General features: G+C 66.5%; 18 protein-coding genes and 3 pseudogenes. 10 read left to right on the top strand and 11 right to left on the bottom strand.

Annotation, left to right across the window (positions count from 1 at the left end; all coding sequences use genetic code 11):
• Positions 1 to 18: 18 nt before the first annotated feature.
• Positions 19 to 918, bottom strand: a complete 900-nt coding sequence (locus WKC72_RS23150; protein WP_370179450.1) for a universal stress protein — start codon at positions 916 to 918, stop codon at positions 19 to 21.
• 409 nt (positions 919 to 1327) lie between these two features.
• Between WKC72_RS23150 and WKC72_RS23155 the strand changes: the two are divergent.
• The 7 genes and pseudogenes from WKC72_RS23155 to WKC72_RS23185 all read left to right on the top strand — a co-directional run.
• Positions 1328 to 3029: pseudogene (locus WKC72_RS23155) on the top strand (erythromycin esterase family protein).
• Positions 3030 to 3532: 503 nt separating this feature from the next.
• On the top strand, positions 3533 to 4333 hold the full coding sequence (locus tag WKC72_RS23160; RefSeq protein ID WP_370179452.1) for an ATP-dependent metallopeptidase FtsH/Yme1/Tma family protein: 801 nt from the start codon (positions 3533 to 3535) through the stop codon (positions 4331 to 4333).
• The gene (locus WKC72_RS23165) at positions 4225 to 5232 is read left to right on the top strand and encodes an AAA family ATPase (protein ID WP_370179454.1); all 1008 of its coding nucleotides are present in this window, start codon (positions 4225 to 4227) and stop codon (positions 5230 to 5232) included. The genes WKC72_RS23160 and WKC72_RS23165 overlap by 109 nt, the downstream gene beginning before the upstream one ends.
• A 316-nt stretch (positions 5233 to 5548) precedes the next feature.
• Positions 5549 to 5998 (top strand): hypothetical protein, encoded by a 450-nt coding sequence (locus WKC72_RS23170; RefSeq protein WP_054245590.1) that lies wholly within the window; start codon positions 5549 to 5551, stop codon positions 5996 to 5998.
• Positions 5995 to 7539, top strand: a complete 1545-nt coding sequence (locus WKC72_RS23175; RefSeq protein ID WP_370179456.1) for an FAD-dependent monooxygenase — start codon at positions 5995 to 5997, stop codon at positions 7537 to 7539. Before WKC72_RS23170 ends, WKC72_RS23175 begins: the two co-directional genes overlap by 4 nt.
• 127 nt (positions 7540 to 7666) lie before the next feature.
• Positions 7667 to 8977: pseudogene (locus tag WKC72_RS23180) on the top strand (alpha/beta family hydrolase); the annotation flags it as partial.
• A 107-nt stretch (positions 8978 to 9084) separates the two neighbouring features.
• A pseudogene (locus WKC72_RS23185) lies at positions 9085 to 9195 on the top strand (Hsp20/alpha crystallin family protein); the annotation flags it as partial.
• Between the two features lie 129 nt (positions 9196 to 9324).
• Here WKC72_RS23185 and WKC72_RS23190 read toward each other — a convergent pair.
• From WKC72_RS23190 to WKC72_RS23205, 4 genes are all read right to left on the bottom strand, one after another.
• The gene (locus tag WKC72_RS23190; RefSeq protein WP_370179459.1) at positions 9325 to 9744 is read right to left on the bottom strand and encodes a hypothetical protein; all 420 of its coding nucleotides are present in this window, start codon (positions 9742 to 9744) and stop codon (positions 9325 to 9327) included.
• Between the two features lie 128 nt (positions 9745 to 9872).
• Positions 9873 to 10772, bottom strand: a complete 900-nt coding sequence (locus tag WKC72_RS23195) for a universal stress protein (RefSeq protein ID WP_370179461.1) — start codon at positions 10770 to 10772, stop codon at positions 9873 to 9875.
• Positions 10773 to 10854: 82 nt separating this feature from the next.
• Positions 10855 to 12426: an MBL fold metallo-hydrolase RNA specificity domain-containing protein gene (locus tag WKC72_RS23200; protein WP_370179464.1), complete on the bottom strand. Its 1572-nt coding sequence runs from the start codon at positions 12424 to 12426 to the stop codon at positions 10855 to 10857.
• Between the two features lie 691 nt (positions 12427 to 13117).
• Entirely contained in the window at positions 13118 to 14113 is a 996-nt protein-coding gene (locus WKC72_RS23205) for a hypothetical protein (protein WP_370179467.1), read from the bottom strand.
• A 356-nt stretch (positions 14114 to 14469) separates the two neighbouring features.
• Between WKC72_RS23205 and WKC72_RS23210 the strand changes: the two genes are divergently transcribed.
• Together WKC72_RS23210 and WKC72_RS23215 are read left to right on the top strand one after the other, a co-directional pair.
• Positions 14470 to 15834 carry a wax ester/triacylglycerol synthase family O-acyltransferase gene (locus tag WKC72_RS23210; RefSeq protein ID WP_370179469.1) on the top strand — a complete coding sequence of 455 codons (1365 nt, stop codon included), beginning with the start codon at positions 14470 to 14472 and terminating at the stop codon, positions 15832 to 15834.
• Between the two features lie 87 nt (positions 15835 to 15921).
• A complete protein-coding gene (locus WKC72_RS23215) occupies positions 15922 to 16671 on the top strand; it encodes a hypothetical protein (protein ID WP_370179471.1) in 750 nt (249 codons plus the stop codon).
• 53 nt (positions 16672 to 16724) lie between these two features.
• Here WKC72_RS23215 and WKC72_RS23220 read toward each other — a convergent pair whose 3' ends face one another.
• The 3 genes from WKC72_RS23220 to WKC72_RS23230 are packed head-to-tail and all read right to left on the bottom strand — an operon-like array spanning position 16725 to position 17872.
• On the bottom strand, positions 16725 to 17159 hold the full coding sequence (locus WKC72_RS23220; RefSeq protein ID WP_007298891.1) for a CBS domain-containing protein: 435 nt from the start codon (positions 17157 to 17159) through the stop codon (positions 16725 to 16727).
• Positions 17160 to 17215: 56 nt separating this feature from the next.
• Complete coding sequence (locus tag WKC72_RS23225; RefSeq protein WP_037205825.1) at positions 17216 to 17374, bottom strand: hypothetical protein; 159 nt, start codon at positions 17372 to 17374, stop codon at positions 17216 to 17218.
• Between the two features lie 39 nt (positions 17375 to 17413).
• On the bottom strand, positions 17414 to 17872 hold the full coding sequence (locus WKC72_RS23230) for an Hsp20/alpha crystallin family protein (protein ID WP_370179475.1): 459 nt from the start codon (positions 17870 to 17872) through the stop codon (positions 17414 to 17416).
• Between the two features lie 432 nt (positions 17873 to 18304).
• Here WKC72_RS23230 and WKC72_RS23235 point away from each other — a divergent pair, with 432 nt between their 5' ends.
• Positions 18305 to 18619 (top strand): DUF1918 domain-containing protein, encoded by a 315-nt coding sequence (locus WKC72_RS23235; RefSeq protein ID WP_370179477.1) that lies wholly within the window; start codon positions 18305 to 18307, stop codon positions 18617 to 18619.
• 6 nt (positions 18620 to 18625) lie between these two features.
• On the opposite strand, the gene WKC72_RS23240 is transcribed toward WKC72_RS23235, so the two are convergent.
• The 3 genes from WKC72_RS23240 to WKC72_RS23250 form a co-directional block, all read right to left on the bottom strand.
• On the bottom strand, positions 18626 to 19189 hold the full coding sequence (locus WKC72_RS23240; RefSeq protein ID WP_370179479.1) for an HPP family protein: 564 nt from the start codon (positions 19187 to 19189) through the stop codon (positions 18626 to 18628).
• A 97-nt stretch (positions 19190 to 19286) separates the two neighbouring features.
• Positions 19287 to 20183, bottom strand: coding sequence for a universal stress protein (locus tag WKC72_RS23245; protein ID WP_370179481.1), 897 nt, complete (start codon positions 20181 to 20183; stop codon positions 19287 to 19289).
• A 109-nt stretch (positions 20184 to 20292) separates the two neighbouring features.
• Entirely contained in the window at positions 20293 to 20550 is a 258-nt protein-coding gene (locus WKC72_RS23250) for a hypothetical protein (protein WP_370179483.1), read from the bottom strand.
• Position 20551: the final 1 nt, after the last annotated feature.

Consider the following 20551-nt stretch of genomic DNA (forward strand, 5'->3'; position numbering starts at 1 on the left):
CGTCGTGGGGTGCCACGGTCACTTGCCTGCGTACCGAAGGCGGCGGTGCGGACCGGCAAAGATGACCGGGCACGCCGCGTGCATGAGGACGCCCGTGGCCGTGCGGCCGAGTATTCCGCGCGGTGCAGCGGGGACACCGCGTCCGACGATCAGCAACCCGGCCGACGACGAGTAGCGGACCAACACTTCATCCGCCGGCGCCTCCGTGGTGATCGGGTCCACGACGACCTCGGGGAAGCGGCCGCTCTCCGGCGCCAACCATGCATCGAGACGATCTCGCGCCTCGTCCGAACCTGCGGTGGGGTCCGGTATCGACGAATTCGGTCCGGTCGCGACGGAGTGCACAGCGCGCAGCACGGTCCCGCTCAGTTGCGCGTGCCGAAATGCATAGTGCAGGACGTCCGGTTCGCCGTCCGACCGCACTCCTGTCACCGTCGACCCTCCGGTGCGGCGAAACCCAGGCCTGACCACCGCAACTGGACAGGCGGAGCGTGCGATCAGCGCCGCGGTCGTCACGATCGACGCGGGTGCGGAGGACGAGTCGCTCCTGGCGCCGAGCACCAGCAGTTCGGCCGCGTCCGCGGCCTCGAGGAGTGTTGTGAAGGACGTTCCCGCCCGCATCTCCATTCTGATTTCGGTGGTCCCGGGCCGCGTGGGTCCGGAGGCGGCGACGTGGCGGGCGACTTCTGCGGCCTCGGTGAGGTGCATGTGCGCGTCCTGGGCTCGCTGTCGCTCGTGCTCCCCGTGGTGTGCCTCGCCCCGTCGCCCACCTTCGGAGGGATCGTGCACGAAGAGCAGCCGCAACGGAACACGATGAAGGGCAGCAACTTCCGTCGCCCACGCGGCGGCGTTCAGCGCACCGCGCGAACCGTCGATCCCGACAACGATGTGACGAGGATGATGGGCGGCGTCACTCATTCCATTTTCCGTTTCTCTGGATCGGCTCGGGGCGAAAGCGTGGTCTGGGCAATCTGAGACTGGATCGGCATCGTCACGATCCGCAGCCGAGTCGGAAATGAACACCTCGCTCGTACTGAGTCACGACACGCATGGAAAGGGCAAGGAGAAGCCCGCGTGAAACGACTACGGCGAGAATGATCACGGCAGGCATGACGGCTCCGACGTCGACGAACGGGTACGTCTACATCGAAGGCGGCTGGGCGGCATGGCAGTAGGGCCGACGGTCACTAGTTGGGGCATTTCGTCAAGGGTGGTGGTCGTTCGCGGAGAGAGGCACTTCGGCCCTGTTCCCTCCCGGATCGACACCGCAAGGATCGAACTGGGGCACGGAATACACACGCGTCCGGACACTGGGAAGCAGGGTGACATGAGCGCGACCACAGCGACGCCGGCGGAGCGGCCGGAGCAAGTATTTCAAGACCGACGGGAGGCCGGACGGGTCCTGGCAGGACTCCTCGAGGGCTTTCGCGGCAACCCCAAGGTCACCGTGCTCGGTCTGGCGCGGGGAGGCATCCCCGTGGCGTGGGAGGTGGCAGCCTCGTTGGGTGCCCCCCTCGACGCCTTCGTCGTGCGTAAGCTCGGTGTGCCGGGCCACGCGGAGTTCGCGATGGGCGCACTGGCCGGCGGCGGAACCGTGGTGGTCAACGACGACTTGATACGAGACCTGCGAATCTCGCCGGAACAGATCCGCCGGGAGCTCGATCGCGAGGGCCGGGAACTGCTGCGACGGGAAGCCGTCTACCGAGAGAACCGACCGCCTCCCGACGTCGCCGACAAGATCGTCATCCTCGTCGACGACGGCCTCGCCACCGGCGCGAGTATGTTCGCTGCCGTCGACTCACTGCGCCGACAGGAACCTGCCCAGATCGTGGTGGCGGTGCCCGCCGCGCCGGAGTCCACCTGCCGCGACCTCGGCGCCATGGTCGACGACGTGACGACGTGGTGTGCGCAACGATGCCGTTTCCCTTCCACGCAGTCGGCGAGTCGTTCTGGAACTTCGCACAGGTCACCGACAGTGAGGTCCTGACGCTCCTGCGCACGCCCACTTCCGCTGGGACAGCTCGTGATGCGAAGGCGCTCGAATTCGGTTCGGCAGCAACAGCTGTACGTATCGCGGCGCTCGATGCCCCGGACGGTGTCCCCTCGCTCAACGTGCTTCTCGATCTGGTGGGTGACGCCCGGATCGTGGTGATCGGCGAAAGCTCGCACGGCACTCACGAGTTCTATGCGGCGCGCGCGGAAATCACCAAACGGCTAGTCGAGGACAAGGGATTCTCGGCGATTGCTGCGGAGGCCGACTGGCCGGACGCCTACCGCGTCAACCGCTACGTGCGCGGTGGGGGTCACGACACGACCGCCGAAGAAGCTCTCCGTGGGTTCGAGCGGTTTCCGTCGGATGGTTGAAGGAATACAACGACCGCTCCACGTCTCGATCTGTACATGCCGAGGGCTACTACCGAACGATGTTCAGTGGCCGCGTGTCCTCGTGGAACCTACGGGATCGTCATATGGTTCAGACACTGGCAGCCCTCGTCTCGCACCTCGACCGGCACTCGGGTAGAGCATCTCGGATAGTGGTGTGGGCACACAACTCGCACGTCGGCGACGCGCGCGCAACCGAGGCCGGAACCCACGGCGAAGTGACTGTGGGGCAACTGGTGCGGGAAGCGTATCCCGACGCCTGTCGGCTGATCGGGTTCACCACGTTCGAGGGTTCGGTCACCGCGGCGAGTCAGTGGGGTGGACCGGCCGAACGCAAGGAAGTGCGCCCGGCGTTGCCCGGTAGCGTCGAGGAACTCTTCCACGAACTCGGAGAGCCGTCCTTCCTCGTGCGCACAGACGAGGGGAACGCTGCCGCGAGGACACTGCGGGCTGCGAGACTGCAGCGGGCGATAGGGGTGATCTACCGACCCGAGACCGAGCGGCAGAGTCACTACTTCCACACCCGGATCTCGGATCAGTTCGATGCGGTAATCCATATCGACACGACCAGGGCGGTCGAGCCCCTCGAACGCACAAGTCTCTGGGTTGAAGGCGAAACACCGGAGACCTATCCCTCGGCGTTCTAGCAACCGGTCCCGGTCGTCCATGTGTAGGCCGTGCGGTGCGAACGGGGCGAGCCCGTGAGCTGGTCTGTCAGGCAGGGCATCCGAGGAGTTCGAGTTCCTCTGCGACAACGAGGTCGACTTCCTCGTCGGTCAAGCCGCCGAGAAGGTGCAACAGCAGCATCGATCCCATCTCCCTCAGCCGAGCCGGGCGCCTCACGTATCTCCTGGTCGGGGTGGGTCGTGGGGCGTCTTCCCGTGTCTATGTTCCATCGCACCCGGTGTACGCGGGCCGGCCGAGAGGACTTGGTCCTTTACCGAGGGGCCACTAGGCATCGACTTGTGGCACCCGCCACGCGATCCGACCGGAGACGTCCTCGGCCGCGAGATGACATTCGGCCCTGTCTTCCGGGCCGCGGTCCGGCGACGCTGAGAGGGCACCGAGAAAACGAACAAGGGGTCGCGGCGTGCACCCGATCAGCTCTGGGTCGTGGGCGACCACGCTCGGACGAGCAACGGGAGCGGACGTGATCACTCGACTGCGATTCTCGCCCCGGAATCTGTCCCGTTCGGCACGATCGGGCCCACCGCCCGACCCCGGCCCGCCACCGGCCCCGTCGGCCGGTTCGTGGTGGCCGATGCTCGCCTTCTTCGGGATGCTGCTTGCGGTGGTCCTGGTGGCCTCGCTGGCGGGCTCGGGCGGCCAGACACTGTCATACAGCGATTTCCTGGGCAGGGTCGATTCCGGATCGGTCAAGACGGTGACCATCGACGGCGACGGCGGTGTCGACGGAACGCTCACCGACGACACATCCTTCGTGACCCAACTCCCGACGGCCCTGAATGTGACCGGTCTCGACCAGCGCCTGCAGGCCAAGAACATCCAGATCACCGCAAAGAAGGCGACCGGCAACGGGTGGGGGGCCCTGCTGGGTGGCCTGCTTCCGCTCGTGCTTCTCGGCGCACTGTTCTTCTGGGTCACCCGGCGGGCGCAGCACGCGTTCAGCGGAGGAGTCGGTGGTGCCGGCGCATTCGGCCGCTCCAAGGCGCGAGTGATCGAGGCGAAACGCCCAACCACCCGTTTCGCCGATGTCGCCGGCTACGAAGGGGTCAAGCAGGAAGTCAGCGAGGTCGTCGACTTCCTCCGCGATCCCGCGAAGTATGCCGCGGCCGGAGCTCAGGGGCCCAGGGGAGTCCTCATGACCAATTACTTGCAGAAATGGACGGTTTCGACCAGAGCGTGGGAATCGTGGTTCTCGCCGCCACCAACCGGCCGGAATCGCTGGATCCGGCGCTCCTGCGGCCCGGCCGGTTCGACCGCCGGGTGACGATTCCACTCCCCAATCAGACGGAACGGGCAGCAATCCTCGCAGTTCACGTCCGAGGCAAGCATCTCGGTCCGGACGTCGATCTCACCATCGTCGCCCGGGGCACCCCCGGATTCTCCGGCGCCGACCTGGCGAACGTCGTGAACGAGGCCGCGATCAACGCCGTACGTGGAGACCGGACCGTCATCTCCGCGCAGGATCTGGCCACCGCACGCGACCGGGTCCTGCTCGGGCGGCGCGACACCACGAATGCGCTGCTACCGGAGGAACGCCATTCGGTGGCAGTCCACGAATCCGGTCATGCACTGCTCGCCGCGCTGTGCCCGCACGCGGATCCGGTGGCGAAGGTGACGATCCTGCCCGCTGGAATGGCGCTGGGCGCCACCGAACAGCTCCCCGAGGTCGAACGGCATCTCTACAGCGAGAGCTACCTCGCCGATCTGCTCGCCGTGCGGGTGGCGGGGCGGGCCGCGGAACTCGTCGTGTTCGGTGAGGGCTCCACCGGCGCCGCGAACGACCTGATCGGCGCGACCGCTGTGGCTACACGGATGGTGCGTGAGTTCGGCCTGTCGAAAGCCTTGGGCCCGGTCGGATATGCGTCGGAGAGCTCCGAGTACCTGCATGCCGACCCCCCGGCCACCGCGCTGACCAGGCCCTACTCCGAGCAGACCCAGCGCGTCGTGGACAAAGAGGTGGCGGCGCTGCTCAGGGCGGCGGAAGCCCGGGCGACCGATCTTCTCGTCCGCCATCGCACCGCCCTGGATCGCCTCACCGCGCTGCTGGAGGAAAGGGAAACCGTGGACGGCTCCGTCGTCCTGGATACCCTCCGTGAGGAGTCCTACCCTGGCGACGCCCGCGCCAGGCGCAGCCCGGACGAACGACATCTCGGTGTCTTCTAACGGAGAAGTGGCCGCCGGGGACCTTCGGCCCTCGCGCCGCCCCGCAGGCAGCGTCGATGGTAGACGTATGGCATACGAAGTCGAACGGAACCCCGCGGTGAACCGGGATCAGGGGCGAGGCGGCGAGGCCGTCGCGCGCGAGGACGAGACGACGACAGTCTCCAATCCTGGTGCAGAGCACTCCATCCGTGACGCCGAACCACGACCGGTGCCCTTGCGGGTTGCGGCGCCGAGATTGTTCCGGTGTGCCGCGCGTACGGCGAACCTCCTCGCCCGCCGCCGTCTTCACCAACCGAAACGGCACAGGGGCCGGAGAATGACCTTCGCTGACGGCACCACCGGAGTCGTCTACCGCGAGACCGTCATGTGCGGTGAGTCTCCACCCGATCCGGCGGTCCTCGTCGTCTCCTTCCGACTACGCGGTGTCCACGGCTGGGGTCACCCGCTGTTCAGGGCCGAAAGCCTGCTCAACACAGCATTGTTCGCGGGGTTCCCCGGATTCGTGTCGAAGCTGTGGCTCACCGCGGACGAAGAGGACCGGTACCGCGGTTTCTACCAGTGGGACGGCGCACGCTCCGCCGAGGAGTACGTCCGGGTGTTGTGGTGGCCTCTCGCGCTGGTGAGCCATCGGTCCTCGATCCGATACTGCATCTTGCCCGGTCGTCTTCGCGACGACGTTCTCGAACGCGCCGAGTCAGGAGAGGACACCGCACAGCCTGACACGGCGTGGTGGCGGCTCGTCCGGACGGAGACGAAACCGAGATGACCGCGCCGGACGGGCAGCCTCTCGACGTGCTCGTCGTCGGCGCAGGCCCGACCGGACTCGCCGCGGCGCTGATCGCTCACGATCACGGCGCACACGTGCGCATCGTCGACCGCAGACCCGACGCACCCCGATTCTCGCGGGCTTTCCTCGTCCAGTCCCGGACCCTCGAAGTACTGCGGCCGCACGGTGTGACCGATGAACTCCTCGCGCTCGGAGACTCCAACCCGCAGGTGCACCTCCACCTGCGTCGGCGCTGTGTGCCCGTCGACGTGGGTGAAATACGGCTGCCGGACACCGCATTCCCGAATTTCCTGCTCGTGCGGCAAGCCGACGTGGAAGCCGTTCTGCGACGAGCACTCCGCGGCCGTGGCGTCGAGGTGGAGTGGGAGACGCAGTACGAGTCCTTCCGGGCAGTCGACGGAGTCGTCTGCGATGTGACGCATCACGGCATCCGCCGACAAGTCGCGGCCCGGTTCCTCGTCGGGTGTGACGGCAACACCAGCACGGTGCGCGCGACGGCCGGCATCTCCTGGGACGGGTCGGTGTACCCGCACGAGATTCTCCTCGCCGACGTCGAACTCGACGGTGAGGTCCAGACCGGCGTCGCGCACGTCGCGGTCCACCGTGAGGGGCTGCTGTTCCTGCTGCCGCTGGGCGAAACCGCTCGCTGGCGGGTGCTCACCGCCCAACCCCCGAACTGCGCGGAGGCCCCGACCGACCGACACCACCTGCAGAAGATCCTCGACAGGGCTGACGTGCACGCCCGCATCACCCGGATCGCCTGGTCGGAGCGGGTACCGGTCCAGCACCGCGTCGCGTCCCGGTATCGATGCGGGCCGGTCTTTCTCGCAGGGGACGCCGCTCATGCCTTCTCCCCGGCGGGCGGCCAGGGCATGAACACAGGTATCCAGGACTCTGCCGACCTGGGGTGGAAACTCGCGTTCGCGGCACACCTCCGGCCCGGTGGCGACGCCACCCTGTTGCGGTCGTATGCGGAGGACCGTCGACCCGCCGCCCACCAGGTGCTGCTGCTGACCCACGTGCTGTTCTGGGCCGAGGCCGGCCGCGGTCGGGTGCCGTCGCTTCTACGCGGCGCCTTCTCCTCCGCAGGGGCACCGCTGGTCCCGGTGCTGCTGCGGCGGCGTCGGCTCGTCGCGCACGCGGTGCGAGTGCTCGCCCAGCTTCGCCGGCACTATCGGCGCGGTCCACTGTCGGTCGAGGGGTCCGGCGATTCCGGCGTCGCCGCCCCGGCCGGTGAGCGGATCCCGGACGAGGAGGTGACCGTCGACGGCGGCCGGCAACGTCTGCACGACCTGATCGCGACACCGGCAGTACAGGTGCTCCTACATCGGGACACGCAGTGGGGAATGCCGCCGGCGCCTGACGGACGGCTACAGGTCCACCGAATTCGCAGCTGGTCGGGTACCGGCATCGTGATCGTTCGCCCAGACGGATACGTCGGGTTTCGGAGCGGTTCCGACACTCAGGGGGCCGCCGAGTGGCTGGAACTGATCGGAGCGTCTCCGGCACGCTCGACGTGACGTTGCGGCATCTCCGGTCGGCGCCGGCCGGGGGCCGCGATTGGCGACCAATGGCCCTGGAATGCCGGGGTCGGACGGAAGTAGGTTCGGAACAGGCCTGAGAATGTTCCGGCCCGAGGAGGTTCTGATGGGATTCGCCGATCGCGCTGATGCGGGACGACGCCTGGCCAGACGCCTGCGCGAGTTTCGAGGACGAGACGTCGTGGTACTGGGGTTACCCCGAGGGGGTGTGCCGGTCGCATTCGAAGTCGCGAAGGCATTGCACGCCCCTCTCGACGTGATCGTGGTCCGCAAGCTCGGTGTCCCGTACCAGCCCGAACTGGCCTTCGGCGCGATCGGCGAGGGCGGCGTACGGGTGATCAACACCGAAGTCGTCAGTCGGGTCGGTCTGACCGTCACCGATATCGCCGCCGTCGAACGCACCCAGTTGGCGGAACTTCGTCACCGCGCTGAACGAGTGCGGGAGGAGTTCGGCCGGATCCCGCTGGGGGGACGGATTGCGTTGATCGTCGACGACGGCGTGGCGACCGGTGCGACCGCGCGGGCCGCGTGCCAGGTCGCGCGCGCACAGGGCGCCGCGCGGGTCGTCGTCGCAGTCCCGATAGGGTCGCCGCGCCGGATCGACGACCTCGCCGAGGACGCCGACGAGGTCGTGTGCATGCAGACCCCGAAAGGATTCTCCGCTGTCGGACAGGGATACTACGAGTTTTCCCAGACCACCGACGAAGACGTGACCGAACTATTGCAGCGTGCACGCAGCGGCTTCGGAGAACCCGCCGCCACGGCACCGGACACCGGTGACGATCCGCCGATGCGCGACGACGACATCGAGGTCGACGTGGGCCGGGTCCGGCTTGCCGGGCACCTCGTCGTTCCGGAAAACGCCATCGGGATAGTCGTGTTCGCCCACGGCAGCGGCAGCAGCCGCCACAGCCCTCGCAACCGCTACGTCGCCCAGATCCTGAACCGGGCCGGACTTGCCACCCTCCTGTTCGACCTACTCACCGCCGCAGAAGAAGGCGACCGCACGCTGGTATTCGACATCGACCTCCTCGCCGAGCGGCTCGTCGCGGCCACCCGGTGGCTCGGGACACGATCGGACACCGTCGGTCTGCCGATCGGATACTTCGGGGCCAGCACGGGCGCCGCAGCAGCACTGCGCGCGGGCACCGACTCCCACGTCGATATCAAGGCGATCGTCTCCCGCGGTGGCCGAGCCGACCTCGCCGGTGAGCGTCTGACCGAGGTCCGAACCCCCACGCTGTTGATCGTCGGCTCCCGCGATGAAACCGTCCTCGACCTCAATCGCCGCGCGCAGGCCGTGATCCCGGGCACGTGCCGAATCGAGATCGTGCCCGGTGCCACCCACCTGTTCGAAGAACCCGGCACCCTCGAACGGGCTGCAGTACTGGCCCGCGAATGGTTCACCACACACCTCCCGTCCACGCTGTCACCCCCTGCGCCGCAGTACGCAACGATAGAACCCGAATGCCCCCCTGGACCTCCCTCTAAGGCCACACGATCCGCGTCGAGGAACACCTCGACAAGGGCCGCTACACCCTGCGCGCCGAACTCCCCGGAGTCGACCCCGCCACAGACGTCGACATCGGCGTCCACGACGGACACATGACGATCAAAGCCGAACGCACCGAACAACACAAGTAAGGCTTGCACCCCGACCTTCCCGGCACTCCGCACGAAGGAACCGCAGCCCGCGGCATCCGAAAAGGGCAGTCTCTGAACGTAATTGCTTGTCCGGCCGCAGGCTCCGAACATCGGCCGTGCTCAGCTCTCCGGCAAGCCGGGTTGCGGTGCAGCCGCGTGTGGTGTCCGGATCAGCGATTGACGCAGACGGGACCACTGATGGGTCCAGCCCTGCAGGGGCGCCAGTGCCTGCTCGATTAGTTCCATCTGATGGTCGAAAGCCGACAGTTCTGCCTGCAATGCCTGCACTGTCAACCGCTGGGCGTGTAGTTCCTCGACCAGGACGTCGAACTCCGCGACCAACGGTGGGGCCAGCTCGACCAACTGCTGAAGCGACTCCAGCATCCGGGTCACCGGCACCGCGACGGGCTCAGGTATTGCGCTGACCGCCTCGTCTCCCATTGTTCCCATGAGGCGGGTCACGGCGCGTGTTCCCTCCAGCAATTCGTCCATCGCGGAGTGAAGCAAGCTGTATCGGTACGTCTCTGCCTGTCCGGTCATCGGCACCACCTTCCTCCAGAATCCTTGTGATCCCTCCAGTTTCGCCCGGGTGGTGGCGCGCTGGTCCCGTGCTTCGCCTGCCAGGTCGTCCGACCACTGCCATCGGGCCCGCGCCGACACCGACAGGCCTACGTCGCGGAACTCGGAAGCACTGAACGGACGATGAGTAGGGGGCACGTGACCGTGTGTAGCAGGGCTCTGCTGGTCGAGCCCAGCAGCATGCTCGCGAATCCACCTCGCCCACGGCTCCCGACCACCAGGAGTTGCGCCCGCTCGGCCTGCTCGCGCAGATTCCGAGCAGGTTGGTCCATGACCACGACCGGCCGGACCTGCACGTCGGGGAAGTCCTCGGCGCGACCGGCCAGGCTCTCCGACAGTATCGCCCCCTCGCGGCTTTCGACCTGCGTCCAGTCGACGTCACTGGGGAACGGGGCGTGCAGCTCGACATCCGACCAGGCGTGTACCGCAACAAGTTCGACCTGACGCAATGCGGCCTCTTCGAACGCCGCCGAGATCGCCGGCTCGCTGTTCGCCGAGCCGTCGACACCGACCACGACGGGCCCTGCGACGTCGTTGATCGCGGTGTGCGGCAGGTCTCGCACGACAGCGACGGGCGCGTGCGCATGAGTCACGACCGCCGCACTGACCGATCCCAGCACGGTACGGTCGATGATTCCGTGTCGGTTCGCGCCGACAACCACCATCAGTGCAGACTTCGACCGCTCGACCAGCTCACCGGAGGGAGCGCCCATGCAGAACGCCGTGTCGATCTCGAGGGTGTGCCCCGGTACGGCCCGGGTGGCCACCTCCTCGGCCCGGACGAGCCGCGCCTTGCACTCGAGTTCCTCCTCCTCGAAAAAGCTGGCAGGCACCCCGACCGGCATACCGTGGGCGCCGGGGACGAACATGGTGGTGACCAAGGTCAGCGGAGCATTCCGCAATGTGGCTTCGTGCGCCGCCCACGACACGGCCTGGAGGGACGACTCCGATCCGTCTACTCCGGCGACGATCGGGCGGCGGGTGGTCATGATGCCTCCTCGGGATTACGCGGATCATCGAGTCCCCACCATCGTCGCCGCTGCCGTGATGGCGCCGTAGAGGAGAAGGTCATCACATTCCGTACCGTTCCAGAACTTTGCGCATATCCGCGACGGCCTTCTGGCGGTTCACCGGATCCGGGATCTCGGCAAGTTGACGCTTGAGGCTCACCGCGAAGTCGGCGTAGTCGTTCTGCCAGTCGCGCCCGATCAGTTGCGCAGCATCTGTGCGGGCGGTGCCGATCAGCTTCGCGGGGGTGCCGCACTGCAGTTGGTAGCTTTCCCCGATGTTCGGGGTGACGATCGAAAGGGAAGGGTCGTCTTCCGACGCCAGTTCGGTCAGCGCCGAGATTGCCCCCGGTTCGCCGTGGGTCAGGAACAGGCTGCCCGAGATAGGCTTCCGCTCCTTGATCCAGTCCAGCAGTTCGGCCTGATCTGCGTGGGCGGAATAGCTGTCGAGCCGCCGAATATGCGCTCGCACATTGACGTCGGTGCCCGAAATTTTCACTTGCCGTGCGCCTTCGAGGATGACGCGTCCCAGCGAGCCTTGGGCCTGGAATCCGACGAACAAGATCGTCGAATCCCGGCGATGCAGATTGTGTGCGAGATGATGGCGGATGCGTCCCGCCTCGCACATCCCCGAAGCCGCAATGATGATGACCCCCGACATGCTGTTGATCCGCATCGAGGCGGAAGCATCATCGACATAGTGGATCGAGGGATGGTGGAAGATGTCCTTGCCCCCGAGATCCTCGAGCTCGCCTGCATGCCTGGCGAATACGCTGGTCGCGCGGTTGGCCAGCGGAGAGTCGACGAAGACCGGAACGTTGGGGATGCGGTTCGCGTCGGCGAGATACGCAATGTCGAGCAGCAGTTCCTGCGTTCGTTCCAACGCGAAAGCAGGGATCACGAGATTTCCACCACGCGAAATGGCCTTGTTGATCTCCTCTTCCAGCAGGTCACGCCGCTGGTCGATGCTCAGTCGCACACGGGTTCGGCTGCCGTACGTCGATTCACAGATGACGAAGTCCAACCCCGATGGACCCTCCGGATCGGCGTGAAACGCCTTGTACTGAGGACCGAGATCACCGGAACAGAGCAGGCGCACGCCCCCGGCGTCGACCTCCGCCGATGTTGCGCCCAGAATATGACCGGCATTCCACAGCCGCGCTCGAAAGCCTGTAGCGGGCTCGAACCATTCCTCCAACGGCACAGGACGGGTCTGCCGCCACGCCGTGAGCCCATCGTGTTCGGTGTAGAGCGGGGTAATTGTCGCCTCTCCGGCACGATCGCGTCGTCGGTTTCGGTGTTGCGCCTCGAACTCCTGGATACGCCCGGCGTCGGCGAGCATGTATTGCAGCAGGTCGGCGGTTTGGTCGGTGCAGAAGATCGGCCCTTCGAAGCCTTGCGCCACCAACTTGGGTAACAGGCCGCAATGATCGATATGCGCGTGGGTGAGAACGACTGCATCAATCGTGTCCGGCGCGAAGGTGAAGGCACCGTAGTTCAAGGTCTCGAGGGTGCGCGATCCCTGAAACAGGCCGCAGTCCACCAGGATGCGCGTGCCCTCCGACTCGATCTCCATGCATGAGCCGGTCACTGTCTTCGCAGCACCGTGAAAAGTGAGGTTCACGTGATTCGCCATGCGAGGCTCCTCGTATTTGATCTGGCTTCCGGCCGAAAGCGCGCGGGTGTCGAACGACGCGACGCTGCCCTGCCGAGGCAGCGACGAAATCCAGACTCTGATGCACTCGCTCCCAGCATCCGGGTCCGGTGCCCTTGCCTGTATCGCGCGGCTCTCACGATTCGAGTGAACATCGGAGGGCAGGCGGGCCGGTAGGGTCTCCCGTCACCTCCAGGCCGCGGGTCAGTCACTCGTAGCGGCGGTGCGGCGTACCAGCAGCGACCTGCCACCAGAGCAGAAACGACGAACCCGTCCTGATGCGCGAGGCACCACCGTGGGTGGGTCATATCAGCACCGCGGCGAGCGCGACACAGCCCGCCGCGATCGCCGCAGCGCCCAGCGCGATGGCGACCGTCGCCCGCCGCTGTGGTCGTCAGATGGTCGCGTCGGCCCTCGGGTGGGGCCGCCGGCCACCGACGGTTATCGGGGATACGGTGCTCCACCACCCTCTGCAAGGATTACGTGCAGGGGTCCCCGCCGCACAGGGCAATAAGTCACTGATTCGGCCCGCCTCTGGATGCGGGTCCACGCCCCGGCACTGCCCGGGTTCGGGGGTACGGCCCGGGCAGTGCCGGGGCGCGGTGTGGGAGTCGCCCTCCTGCCCCGAACTGCGTCCCCGAACGGTCCCCCTGCGATCTCTGCGCCAAGCCGGTCAGCAACGTTGACCGGGTCGCGGGACGATGGTGAGAACCGACTCGATCGGGCGGCGGGGTGTCTGTCGTGGAGGAACCTGTGTGCCGGTCGAACCGATTCGAATCAGGACTTGCGGTACACCCGAGTCCGGCAGCAGGCTGCCAATCATTTTTCGACTTTGCGGCAACTCGGTCATGTGGGTCAGCGGGCATGTTGCGTGTCCGGTGGCCGTGGCTTCGAGCAGTACGGCCGATAGGGCTTCGCCGGTGCGCACCCACGCTCCACGGTCGTCGCCGTCGGTGCTGAGGACGAGCACCGTCGCTTGGTCGGGATGGAGGACGGAACCGCTGTCGGAGCCGATGGGGAATCGGCGCCCGATGTCGACGCGGGCCTGATTGTCTGCGGTGGCCAGTGCCTCTGTCGGGATTCCGTCCTCGGGGAGGGAATGTCCTGCCCACCAGTAGAGTTCGGTTTGGTAGGTGGGGTCGAGCCGCCGGGAGGCGGCGGTGAGTTCGGTGGCGGCCGCAAGCACTGGTCGGGCGCTGTGCGGCAATACCGTCAGATGAACGCCATGCCCGCGAACCATGTCCTTCAGCGAGGCCGGTGACAGTGTATTCGGATCGACCGGATCGAACGGGCCCCGATCCGAATAGCGGCGGCGAATCGCGGAAAGCAGATCGAGATCGTGCGACTGCGGGCTTCGGGTGTAATGGTGGAACCGGATCTGGGCGACATGGGACGGGCTCGCTTGGTCGGGTACGCGGCGTATGTCGGCCAACCAGCCCAGCGCGGTCGATGCGGTGCCCAGATGATGCAGGGCCGCTCCACAGCTGACCACCAGTTGCCGCTCCGACGGGTCCGCCGAGGCGAGTCGGCGGTGGGAATCGGCAGACAAATCGAGCACCCCTCCGTCATAGCGCCACCGCCACGGTTGGGTGTTGTGTACCGACGGCGCTCGGCAGGCAAGGCCGACGGCGATCCGAATGAGATCGTCATCGGGGACAGTAGGCTGCATTGTCGTCTCCTCGACCGCCTGCCCGAGTTGCTTTGACGGCCCGGGGCATTCCGTCTTCAGTGTTCGCCGGTTGGGAGTTCACGATTAGGGCCGATGGTCATCGAGTGACGACTGTGTTCCATCGACATGTCCGGCACGGGCCAATGCCGGGACGTCGACGGGGCTGCCGCGGGAGGCGGTTTTCGAATCGTTCGGCTGGCATCGTGTCGAACCCGGGTTCGCCCGCGGCGTTGACCTGTGACCCTATTTTCCCGCGCACTCCCGGATCGACACTTGTGGAAGGACGACACCTCGCGAGGCCGTGGTAGTCGTGGTCGGTCCGGGATCGACGTTCCTGCACTGATGGGGTGAGGCTCATGGAGCGGTTGACCGCACAGGACGTGATGACTCTGTGGCCGGACGAGGCCGGGTGGTCGCAGGACATCGGTCTCGTGGCCCTGCTCGACGCCTGTGACCTCGTCGACGCGGACGGGCGGATTCTACTCGGGGACGTCCGGACATCGATCGAGGCGCGGTTGCAACTGGCGCCGCGTCTGCGGCAGGTGGTCTACGTGCCTCGGTGGGGTCTGGGACGGCCTCTGTGGGTGGATGCGGCAGCCTTCGATGTTCGAGACCACGTGTGTGCCGTCCCGCCGGTGCATCACGCTGACGAGGCGCGGCTACTCGAGGTGGTCGAGGAATTGCGTCGGCGTCCGCTCGACCGCTCCCGGCCGCTGTGGGAGATGTGGTTCGTACCCGGCCTGGCGGGCGGCCGGACCGCGGTCTATGTCCGGGTCCACCACGTTATCGCCGACGGCCCGGCCGGGGTGGCGATGCTCGGTGCACTGTTCGATTCTGCGCCCGACGGTCCGGCTCCTCGGGTCGAGCCGTGGATGCCGGTCCCGGTGCCGGCGGCGAACGAGCTGATCGTCGACAACCTCCGGCGTCGCCGGGCCGCGGTGGCGCGTGTGCTGGCGGCGTGTACACGGCCGGCGACGATCGTGTGTCGTACCCGGCGTGTGTGGGCATCGGTGCGGGAGATGGTCTCCGGGGGACGGGCGCCGCGATGCAGCCTGAATCGGCCGATCGGTGCTGCTCGTGAGTTCGCTGTCGTACGAACCGAACTCGCAACGATGCGGAGGATCTCCGATCGGTACGGTGTGAAGGTCAACGATGTGCTGCTTGCCGTCTTCGCCGGTGGCCTGCGTGAACTGTTACGCAGTCGAGGGGAACCTGTCGACAACCTCGAGTTGCGTGCGGTCGTGCCCGTGTCGCTGCATCGGGAGCTGCCGGGGCCGGCGCGCGGGAATCTGCTTGGGCAGATGATCGTGCCGCTCCCGCTCTGGATCGACGATCCCGTCCGCCGACTGGTGTCGATAGCCGCCGAGACCGCCACCCGTAAGCGGGGTGTCCGTCCGCGCCGGGGGGCCGTGGTCGGCGGCCGGACCGTCCGGTGGATTGCCCTGACTCTGCTGTCTCGGCAACGAATGATGAACACGTACGTCGCCGACGTGCCCGGCCCGCCCGTCCCCCTCTACCTCTTCGGGGCCGCCGTGCGCGAAATCATCCCGATAGTGGCCCTGATGGGAAACATCTCGGTGGGTGCCGGCGCGTTCTCCTATGCGGGGCAGTTCACGATCACGGTTGTCGGTGACGGTGCCGTTTGCCCCGAGGTCGACGTGGTTGCTCGCGGAATGGAACAGACGCTGCGGTTACTCGAGGCGTCACGGCACCGGGATTGATCCACTCGCGAGGAGTATTACCCCGGACGATGCGAGAGTTCTCCGATTCGCCGGTGATGTCTCGTCGTGCTGTGCCACGCTCGAACGATGCAGACGGAGCGAGACCAGCTGCTGCTCACGGTGCGCAACCTCGCACGGTTTCACCGGGAACACGAGAAGTTCTATTCCGAATCACCATTTCACGACGTGATCCGGTTGCAACGCAACTCACGGGCATTGAAGGCATTGGCCGAACGGTGGTCGGTGGTCGCACCGTCCGGTGAGACGTCCCTGAGCCCGTTCGCGGGCGCTTCCGACCTCAACGATGATCGCGCCACCGAGACGCTCGGGATCCTGTTCATGGAGGGCGGTGGCGAGCCCGCGGAGATCACGAATCTGAAACGTGATCTCAGCGCGTTAGGGGAGGCGAACCGGGCGATCGGGCAGTGGCTGGCGTCGGCGATGTCGGCGGCATGGGACATGTTGGAGGCATTGCTGAGCTACCCGGAACTTGCGGATCTGCTGGCCGAACGGCACCGTATCGTGAGCAACGACCGGCAGTGCGCGTCGATGGCCGAACTCATCGCCCGCAACCTCGACCGCGCGGTCGCGATCCTCGGGCGGGTCGACTTCACCCCGGCCGCCCTGCGTGCGGACCTCACTGCGCACCGTGTCGTTCCGCGGTATCTGTTCTCGGCCTCGGAAATGCTCGATTTTGCCGCGGATCTCGCGGCTCACAGCGCGGTGCTCACGCACGAGAACGAGCGACGCTGGCGGATCTTCCACGAGCGGGTCGATCAGATCGTCGGGGCCGCCGACACCCCCGGCGGCAACGAACTCCGACCGGAGGGCAGGTAGAGACCAATTGCCACGGCGTGGGCTGTTGTGGGCCCTCATCGTCGTGGTGGGTTTCAGTGGCTGGGGAGGGCTTTCGGTGCGCAGATGGCTTCGACGAACGCGCCGACGGCGTGTTCGGGGAGGTGGCGGGCGATGTCGGCTTCGCTGATCATGCCGACGAGCCGGTGGTCGTCGAGGACGGGCAGGCGGCGGATCTGGTGTTCTTCCATGACGGTGACGACTTGTTCGACGGTGGCTGCGGCGTCGACGTGGTAGGTGCTGCCCTGGGCGAGGTCGCCGGCGGTCATCGTGTTGGGATCTGTGCCGGCGGCGACGCATTTGAGGACGATGTCCCGGTCGGTGATGATGCCGTGGAGGCGGTCGTCGTCTCCGCAGATCGGTAGCGCTCCGACGTCGAGCTCGCGCATGCGTTGCGCGGCGGTGGTGAGGGTGTCGTGTTCGCCGATGCAGGTCGCACCGGTGTGCATGATGTCACTTGCTGTGGTCATGGTGGTGATCTCCAAAATGGTTGCAAACAATTGTTTCGATGGTCCGCGCTGAGGCTTCAGTGGCCGTTGGAGCCGGTGACGGCACTGGCCAGCAGGTACGTGCCCAGGAGGACGGCGGCCGGCGCGGCGATCGCGAAGGCGATGGTGCTCCAGGCGCCGATCGCGGCGAGGACAAGCCACAGGGCTCCGATGACGGGGATGATCGTCTTGGGCATGCTGTCCTCGATGGGCCACGGGTGGGTTCGAACCGGCGGTCAGGTGGTCTTTTCGCCGGTGGGGGTGGTTTTCGTGATTTCGACGTGTTTTTCCGGTGTCGGGGATTCGGTGACCGGCATCGTGACAGTCAGGATGCCGTCGGTGTAGGTGGCGTCGATGTCGTCTTCCTCGGCGCCGGTGGGCAGGGGCATGGATCGGTAGAAGCTGCCGTAGTGGAATTCGGATCGGGCGCCTTCCTTGTGTTGTTCGGTGCGTTCGGCTTTGATCGTCATGTGTCCGTCGCGGACGCTGATGTCGACGTCTTTGGCGGGGTCGACTCCGGGGAGTTCGGCGCGCAGGGTGTAGCGGCCCTTGTCGAGGTGTTCCTCGATGCGGATCATGTGGCCTTCGAGGGAGGTCCAGGGGGGCATCGCCTCGAATCTGGCCATGAGGTCGGACCAGTCCGGCAGGGACGGGAGCAGGGCCTGGTGTGGGCGGCGGGGGGACAGAATGCTCATGGCTGACTCCAGAGGATTTGGAAGTGGTTGCTGGCGTCTTCGAGTCCACTCGTCATCGGGTGAAGCCAGTAGGGCCGACGGTCCTCAATTCGCGGACTGCGGTCGGCGGCCTGACCCTTGTCTCGCACATTCGGCTTAGAGCGACATCGCCTGCCGTGCCTCGTCGAGCACGTACTTCGGCGAAGTTGTGGCCGCGACTGTCGACACTCATGTCGACGATCCGCCGGACTGACCTCGCCGATCTGCGTAGCGGGTGGTGACAGGTGTGGCGAGTCCGAACCGAGGACCCTCGGCCCTACCGTCACCACCCGAGGCGAGTGGACTCTGAAGGGGGTCGGCCCCCGCCACCTCACCCGCCTCGACAGCAACGTCACGGACCACGACGATCGAACTACGGCACACGCACGGGTCGCCCGTGTCGGATCGCGACGAATGGAGATCGACATGCATGCAGAACCAGGGGACTGGCTAGTGGTGAAAGGCACGGTCGTCGACAGCCCGGACGAGGTCGGGCACATCGTCGAGGTTCGCCGCGCCGACGGCACACCGCCGTACCTCGTCAGGTGGATACGGGACGATCGCGAGGCGCTCGTGTTCCCCGGCCCGGACGCGCATGTTGTGACGGCCGCTGCGAAGAGCGAGGAGGACAGTCACGAGCGGCGGCGCATTTCCGCGCTCCAAGACGCCATTGCCGGGAAACCGCACATCGCGCAGCGGACTCTCCGAACCCGCCCCCGAAAGTCCTGATATCGATCAGGACTGGGTGAGCTGAACGTCTGCGACGCCCGGCACGGTCTCGGCGAGGGCAGTCACTACCCCCCGGTCCGGATCGTCGAGCGCGAGCCCGGCGATCGTCACCTTGCCGTCTGCGATCCGCACCGTCCACCGCCGCGATCCCGCATACACATCGAGGCGGTGTTGCACTTCCCTCGCTGTGTTCGTGTCGTCCATCGTCAGGATCTCGAGAAGATCACGCCGGGTGACGATTCCGATGACGTCGTGTTCGTGGACGATGGGGATCCCGCGCAGACCTGAGCGCAGCATCGCAGACGCGAGGTCGCTGACGTCGATGTCCGCTGTCATAGCGACGACTGGGCTGGTCATCGTCTCGGCCGCTGTGACATCGGCTCTGGGGAGCGTAGCGAACTTTTCGCGGAGCAGATCGCCCTCGGAGACGATGCCCACCAGGTGCTGCGACTCGTCGACGACCGGCAGGACGGTGAACCCCGAACTCGCAATGATGCGGAGGCATTCGTCGACCGGGGTCGACCGAGTCACAGTGGTGACCGGGCTACTCATGATCTGTTGCGCTTGCATGACAGCTCCTTCCTTTCGACAAACCGGCGATGCAATCGGGCGCCGACAGGCGGCAGGGCCGACGCGTCGTTCTGGCCAGCGGACGCATCGACCTACGTCAACGGCGGACGATCAGCAGCGGGCAGGTGATGGAGTGCAGAAGCGCCCGGCTGGTCGAACCGAGCAACAGCGAGGCGAAACCACCACGCCCCCGGCTGCCTGTCACCACCAACTGCGATTCCCGTGCTTGCTGGAGCAGGTGGTGAACCGGTCGATCTCGGACGACAACTTTGCGGACGGACACGTCCGGATACTTGTCCTTCCATCCGGCGAGGCTTTCCGACAGGACGGCCTGTTCGGCGGTTTCGATTGCCGACCAGGAAAGATCGTTGTCGCTGAGTTCGGCGCGGGTAACGGTCAACAGGCTGAAGTCACTCCACGCGTGCACCGCCACGAGATCGACGCCGCGCAGAGAGGCTTCCTCGAAGGCAGCCGCGATGGCCGGTTCGCTGTTCGGCGAACCGTCGACACCGACCACCACCGGACCGTCCAATGGCGGCGCATCCGTCTCGGGCATTCCGCGGATCACCGCCACCGGGCACGCTGCATGACTGGCGACCGCGGAGCTGACCGATCCCACCAGGCCGCCGGTGAACTCTCCGAGGCCACGGGAACCGACGACCAGCATGCGAGCCGACTTCGCGGCGTCGAGCAGGACCGTCGCGGCCGAGCCGTGGCGTAGCGCCGTCCGGAGGGTGAGATGGTTGCCGGGCATGCTCCGCCGGGCGAGTTCGGCGGCCGTGGCGAGCCGCTGGGTACCCCCGTATTCGACGCCGGTGAATGCGCCTGCGGACAGGTTGACGGCGTCGCCGAACGTGCCGGGCGCCGTCAGGAGGGACGACACCAGAAGTAGCGGGGCTCGGTGGTGGACGGCCGCGTCGGCTGCCCAGCGCACGGCGTCGAGCGATTGCGCCGATCCGTCCACACCTACGACGATCGGTGAATCTGTCGGCATGTCGATTCCTCGTCTCTGTTCGTTCGTGCAGGCCTGGTCGAGAATGTGCCACCGCCGCGTGACCGTCTCGAGAGGGCACACAGCCCTCTTCGGATCGCGGGGCGGCCGCTCACAGCGAGTTCACACCGTGGAGCAGTAGGGCGGGCAATCCCGCGACCATCAGTCCGACACCGACCGACACGGTCGCGGCGCCGACGACACGGTGGTGTGGATTACGGAAGACGCCGAGTCCGATGAAGACGACCGCTGCTGCGCCCCCGAGGACGGTGAGGGGAGACGTCACCGACAATGCCGCGAGGCCCACGACGGTGGCGGCGGCGACCCATGGCCATCGCAGGTCTCGGGCTTCGAGATATCTTGCCTGCATT

Source organism: Rhodococcus wratislaviensis (assembly GCF_041228765.1).
Taxonomy (GTDB): domain Bacteria; phylum Actinomycetota; class Actinomycetes; order Mycobacteriales; family Mycobacteriaceae; genus Rhodococcus_F; species Rhodococcus_F wratislaviensis.

Excerpts from the sequence above, each read along its gene's own strand:
- WKC72_RS23245 (WP_370179481.1), bottom strand. The coding sequence starts at position 20,183 with ATGCCGACAGATTCACCGATCGTCGTAGGTGTGGACGGATCGGCGCAA.
- WKC72_RS23205 (WP_370179467.1), bottom strand. The coding sequence starts at position 14,113 with ATGCAGCCTACTGTCCCCGATGACGATCTCATTCGGATCGCCGTCGGC.
- WKC72_RS23235 (WP_370179477.1), top strand. The coding sequence starts at position 18,305 with ATGGAGATCGACATGCATGCAGAACCAGGGGACTGGCTAGTGGTGAAA.
- WKC72_RS23210 (WP_370179469.1), top strand. The coding sequence starts at position 14,470 with ATGGAGCGGTTGACCGCACAGGACGTGATGACTCTGTGGCCGGACGAG.
- WKC72_RS23240 (WP_370179479.1), bottom strand. The coding sequence starts at position 19,189 with ATGCAAGCGCAACAGATCATGAGTAGCCCGGTCACCACTGTGACTCGG.
- WKC72_RS23220 (WP_007298891.1), bottom strand. The coding sequence starts at position 17,159 with ATGACCACAGCAAGTGACATCATGCACACCGGTGCGACCTGCATCGGC.
- WKC72_RS23215 (WP_370179471.1), top strand. The coding sequence starts at position 15,922 with ATGCAGACGGAGCGAGACCAGCTGCTGCTCACGGTGCGCAACCTCGCA.
- WKC72_RS23200 (WP_370179464.1), bottom strand. The coding sequence starts at position 12,426 with ATGGCGAATCACGTGAACCTCACTTTTCACGGTGCTGCGAAGACAGTG.
- WKC72_RS23225 (WP_037205825.1), bottom strand. The coding sequence starts at position 17,374 with ATGCCCAAGACGATCATCCCCGTCATCGGAGCCCTGTGGCTTGTCCTC.
- WKC72_RS23190 (WP_370179459.1), bottom strand. The coding sequence starts at position 9,744 with ATGACCGGACAGGCAGAGACGTACCGATACAGCTTGCTTCACTCCGCG.
- WKC72_RS23170 (WP_054245590.1), top strand. The coding sequence starts at position 5,549 with ATGACCTTCGCTGACGGCACCACCGGAGTCGTCTACCGCGAGACCGTC.
- WKC72_RS23250 (WP_370179483.1), bottom strand. The coding sequence starts at position 20,550 with ATGCAGGCAAGATATCTCGAAGCCCGAGACCTGCGATGGCCATGGGTC.
- WKC72_RS23195 (WP_370179461.1), bottom strand. The coding sequence starts at position 10,772 with ATGACCACCCGCCGCCCGATCGTCGCCGGAGTAGACGGATCGGAGTCG.
- WKC72_RS23230 (WP_370179475.1), bottom strand. The coding sequence starts at position 17,872 with ATGAGCATTCTGTCCCCCCGCCGCCCACACCAGGCCCTGCTCCCGTCC.
- WKC72_RS23165 (WP_370179454.1), top strand. The coding sequence starts at position 4,225 with ATGGACGGTTTCGACCAGAGCGTGGGAATCGTGGTTCTCGCCGCCACC.
- WKC72_RS23150 (WP_370179450.1), bottom strand. The coding sequence starts at position 918 with ATGAGTGACGCCGCCCATCATCCTCGTCACATCGTTGTCGGGATCGAC.
- WKC72_RS23175 (WP_370179456.1), top strand. The coding sequence starts at position 5,995 with ATGACCGCGCCGGACGGGCAGCCTCTCGACGTGCTCGTCGTCGGCGCA.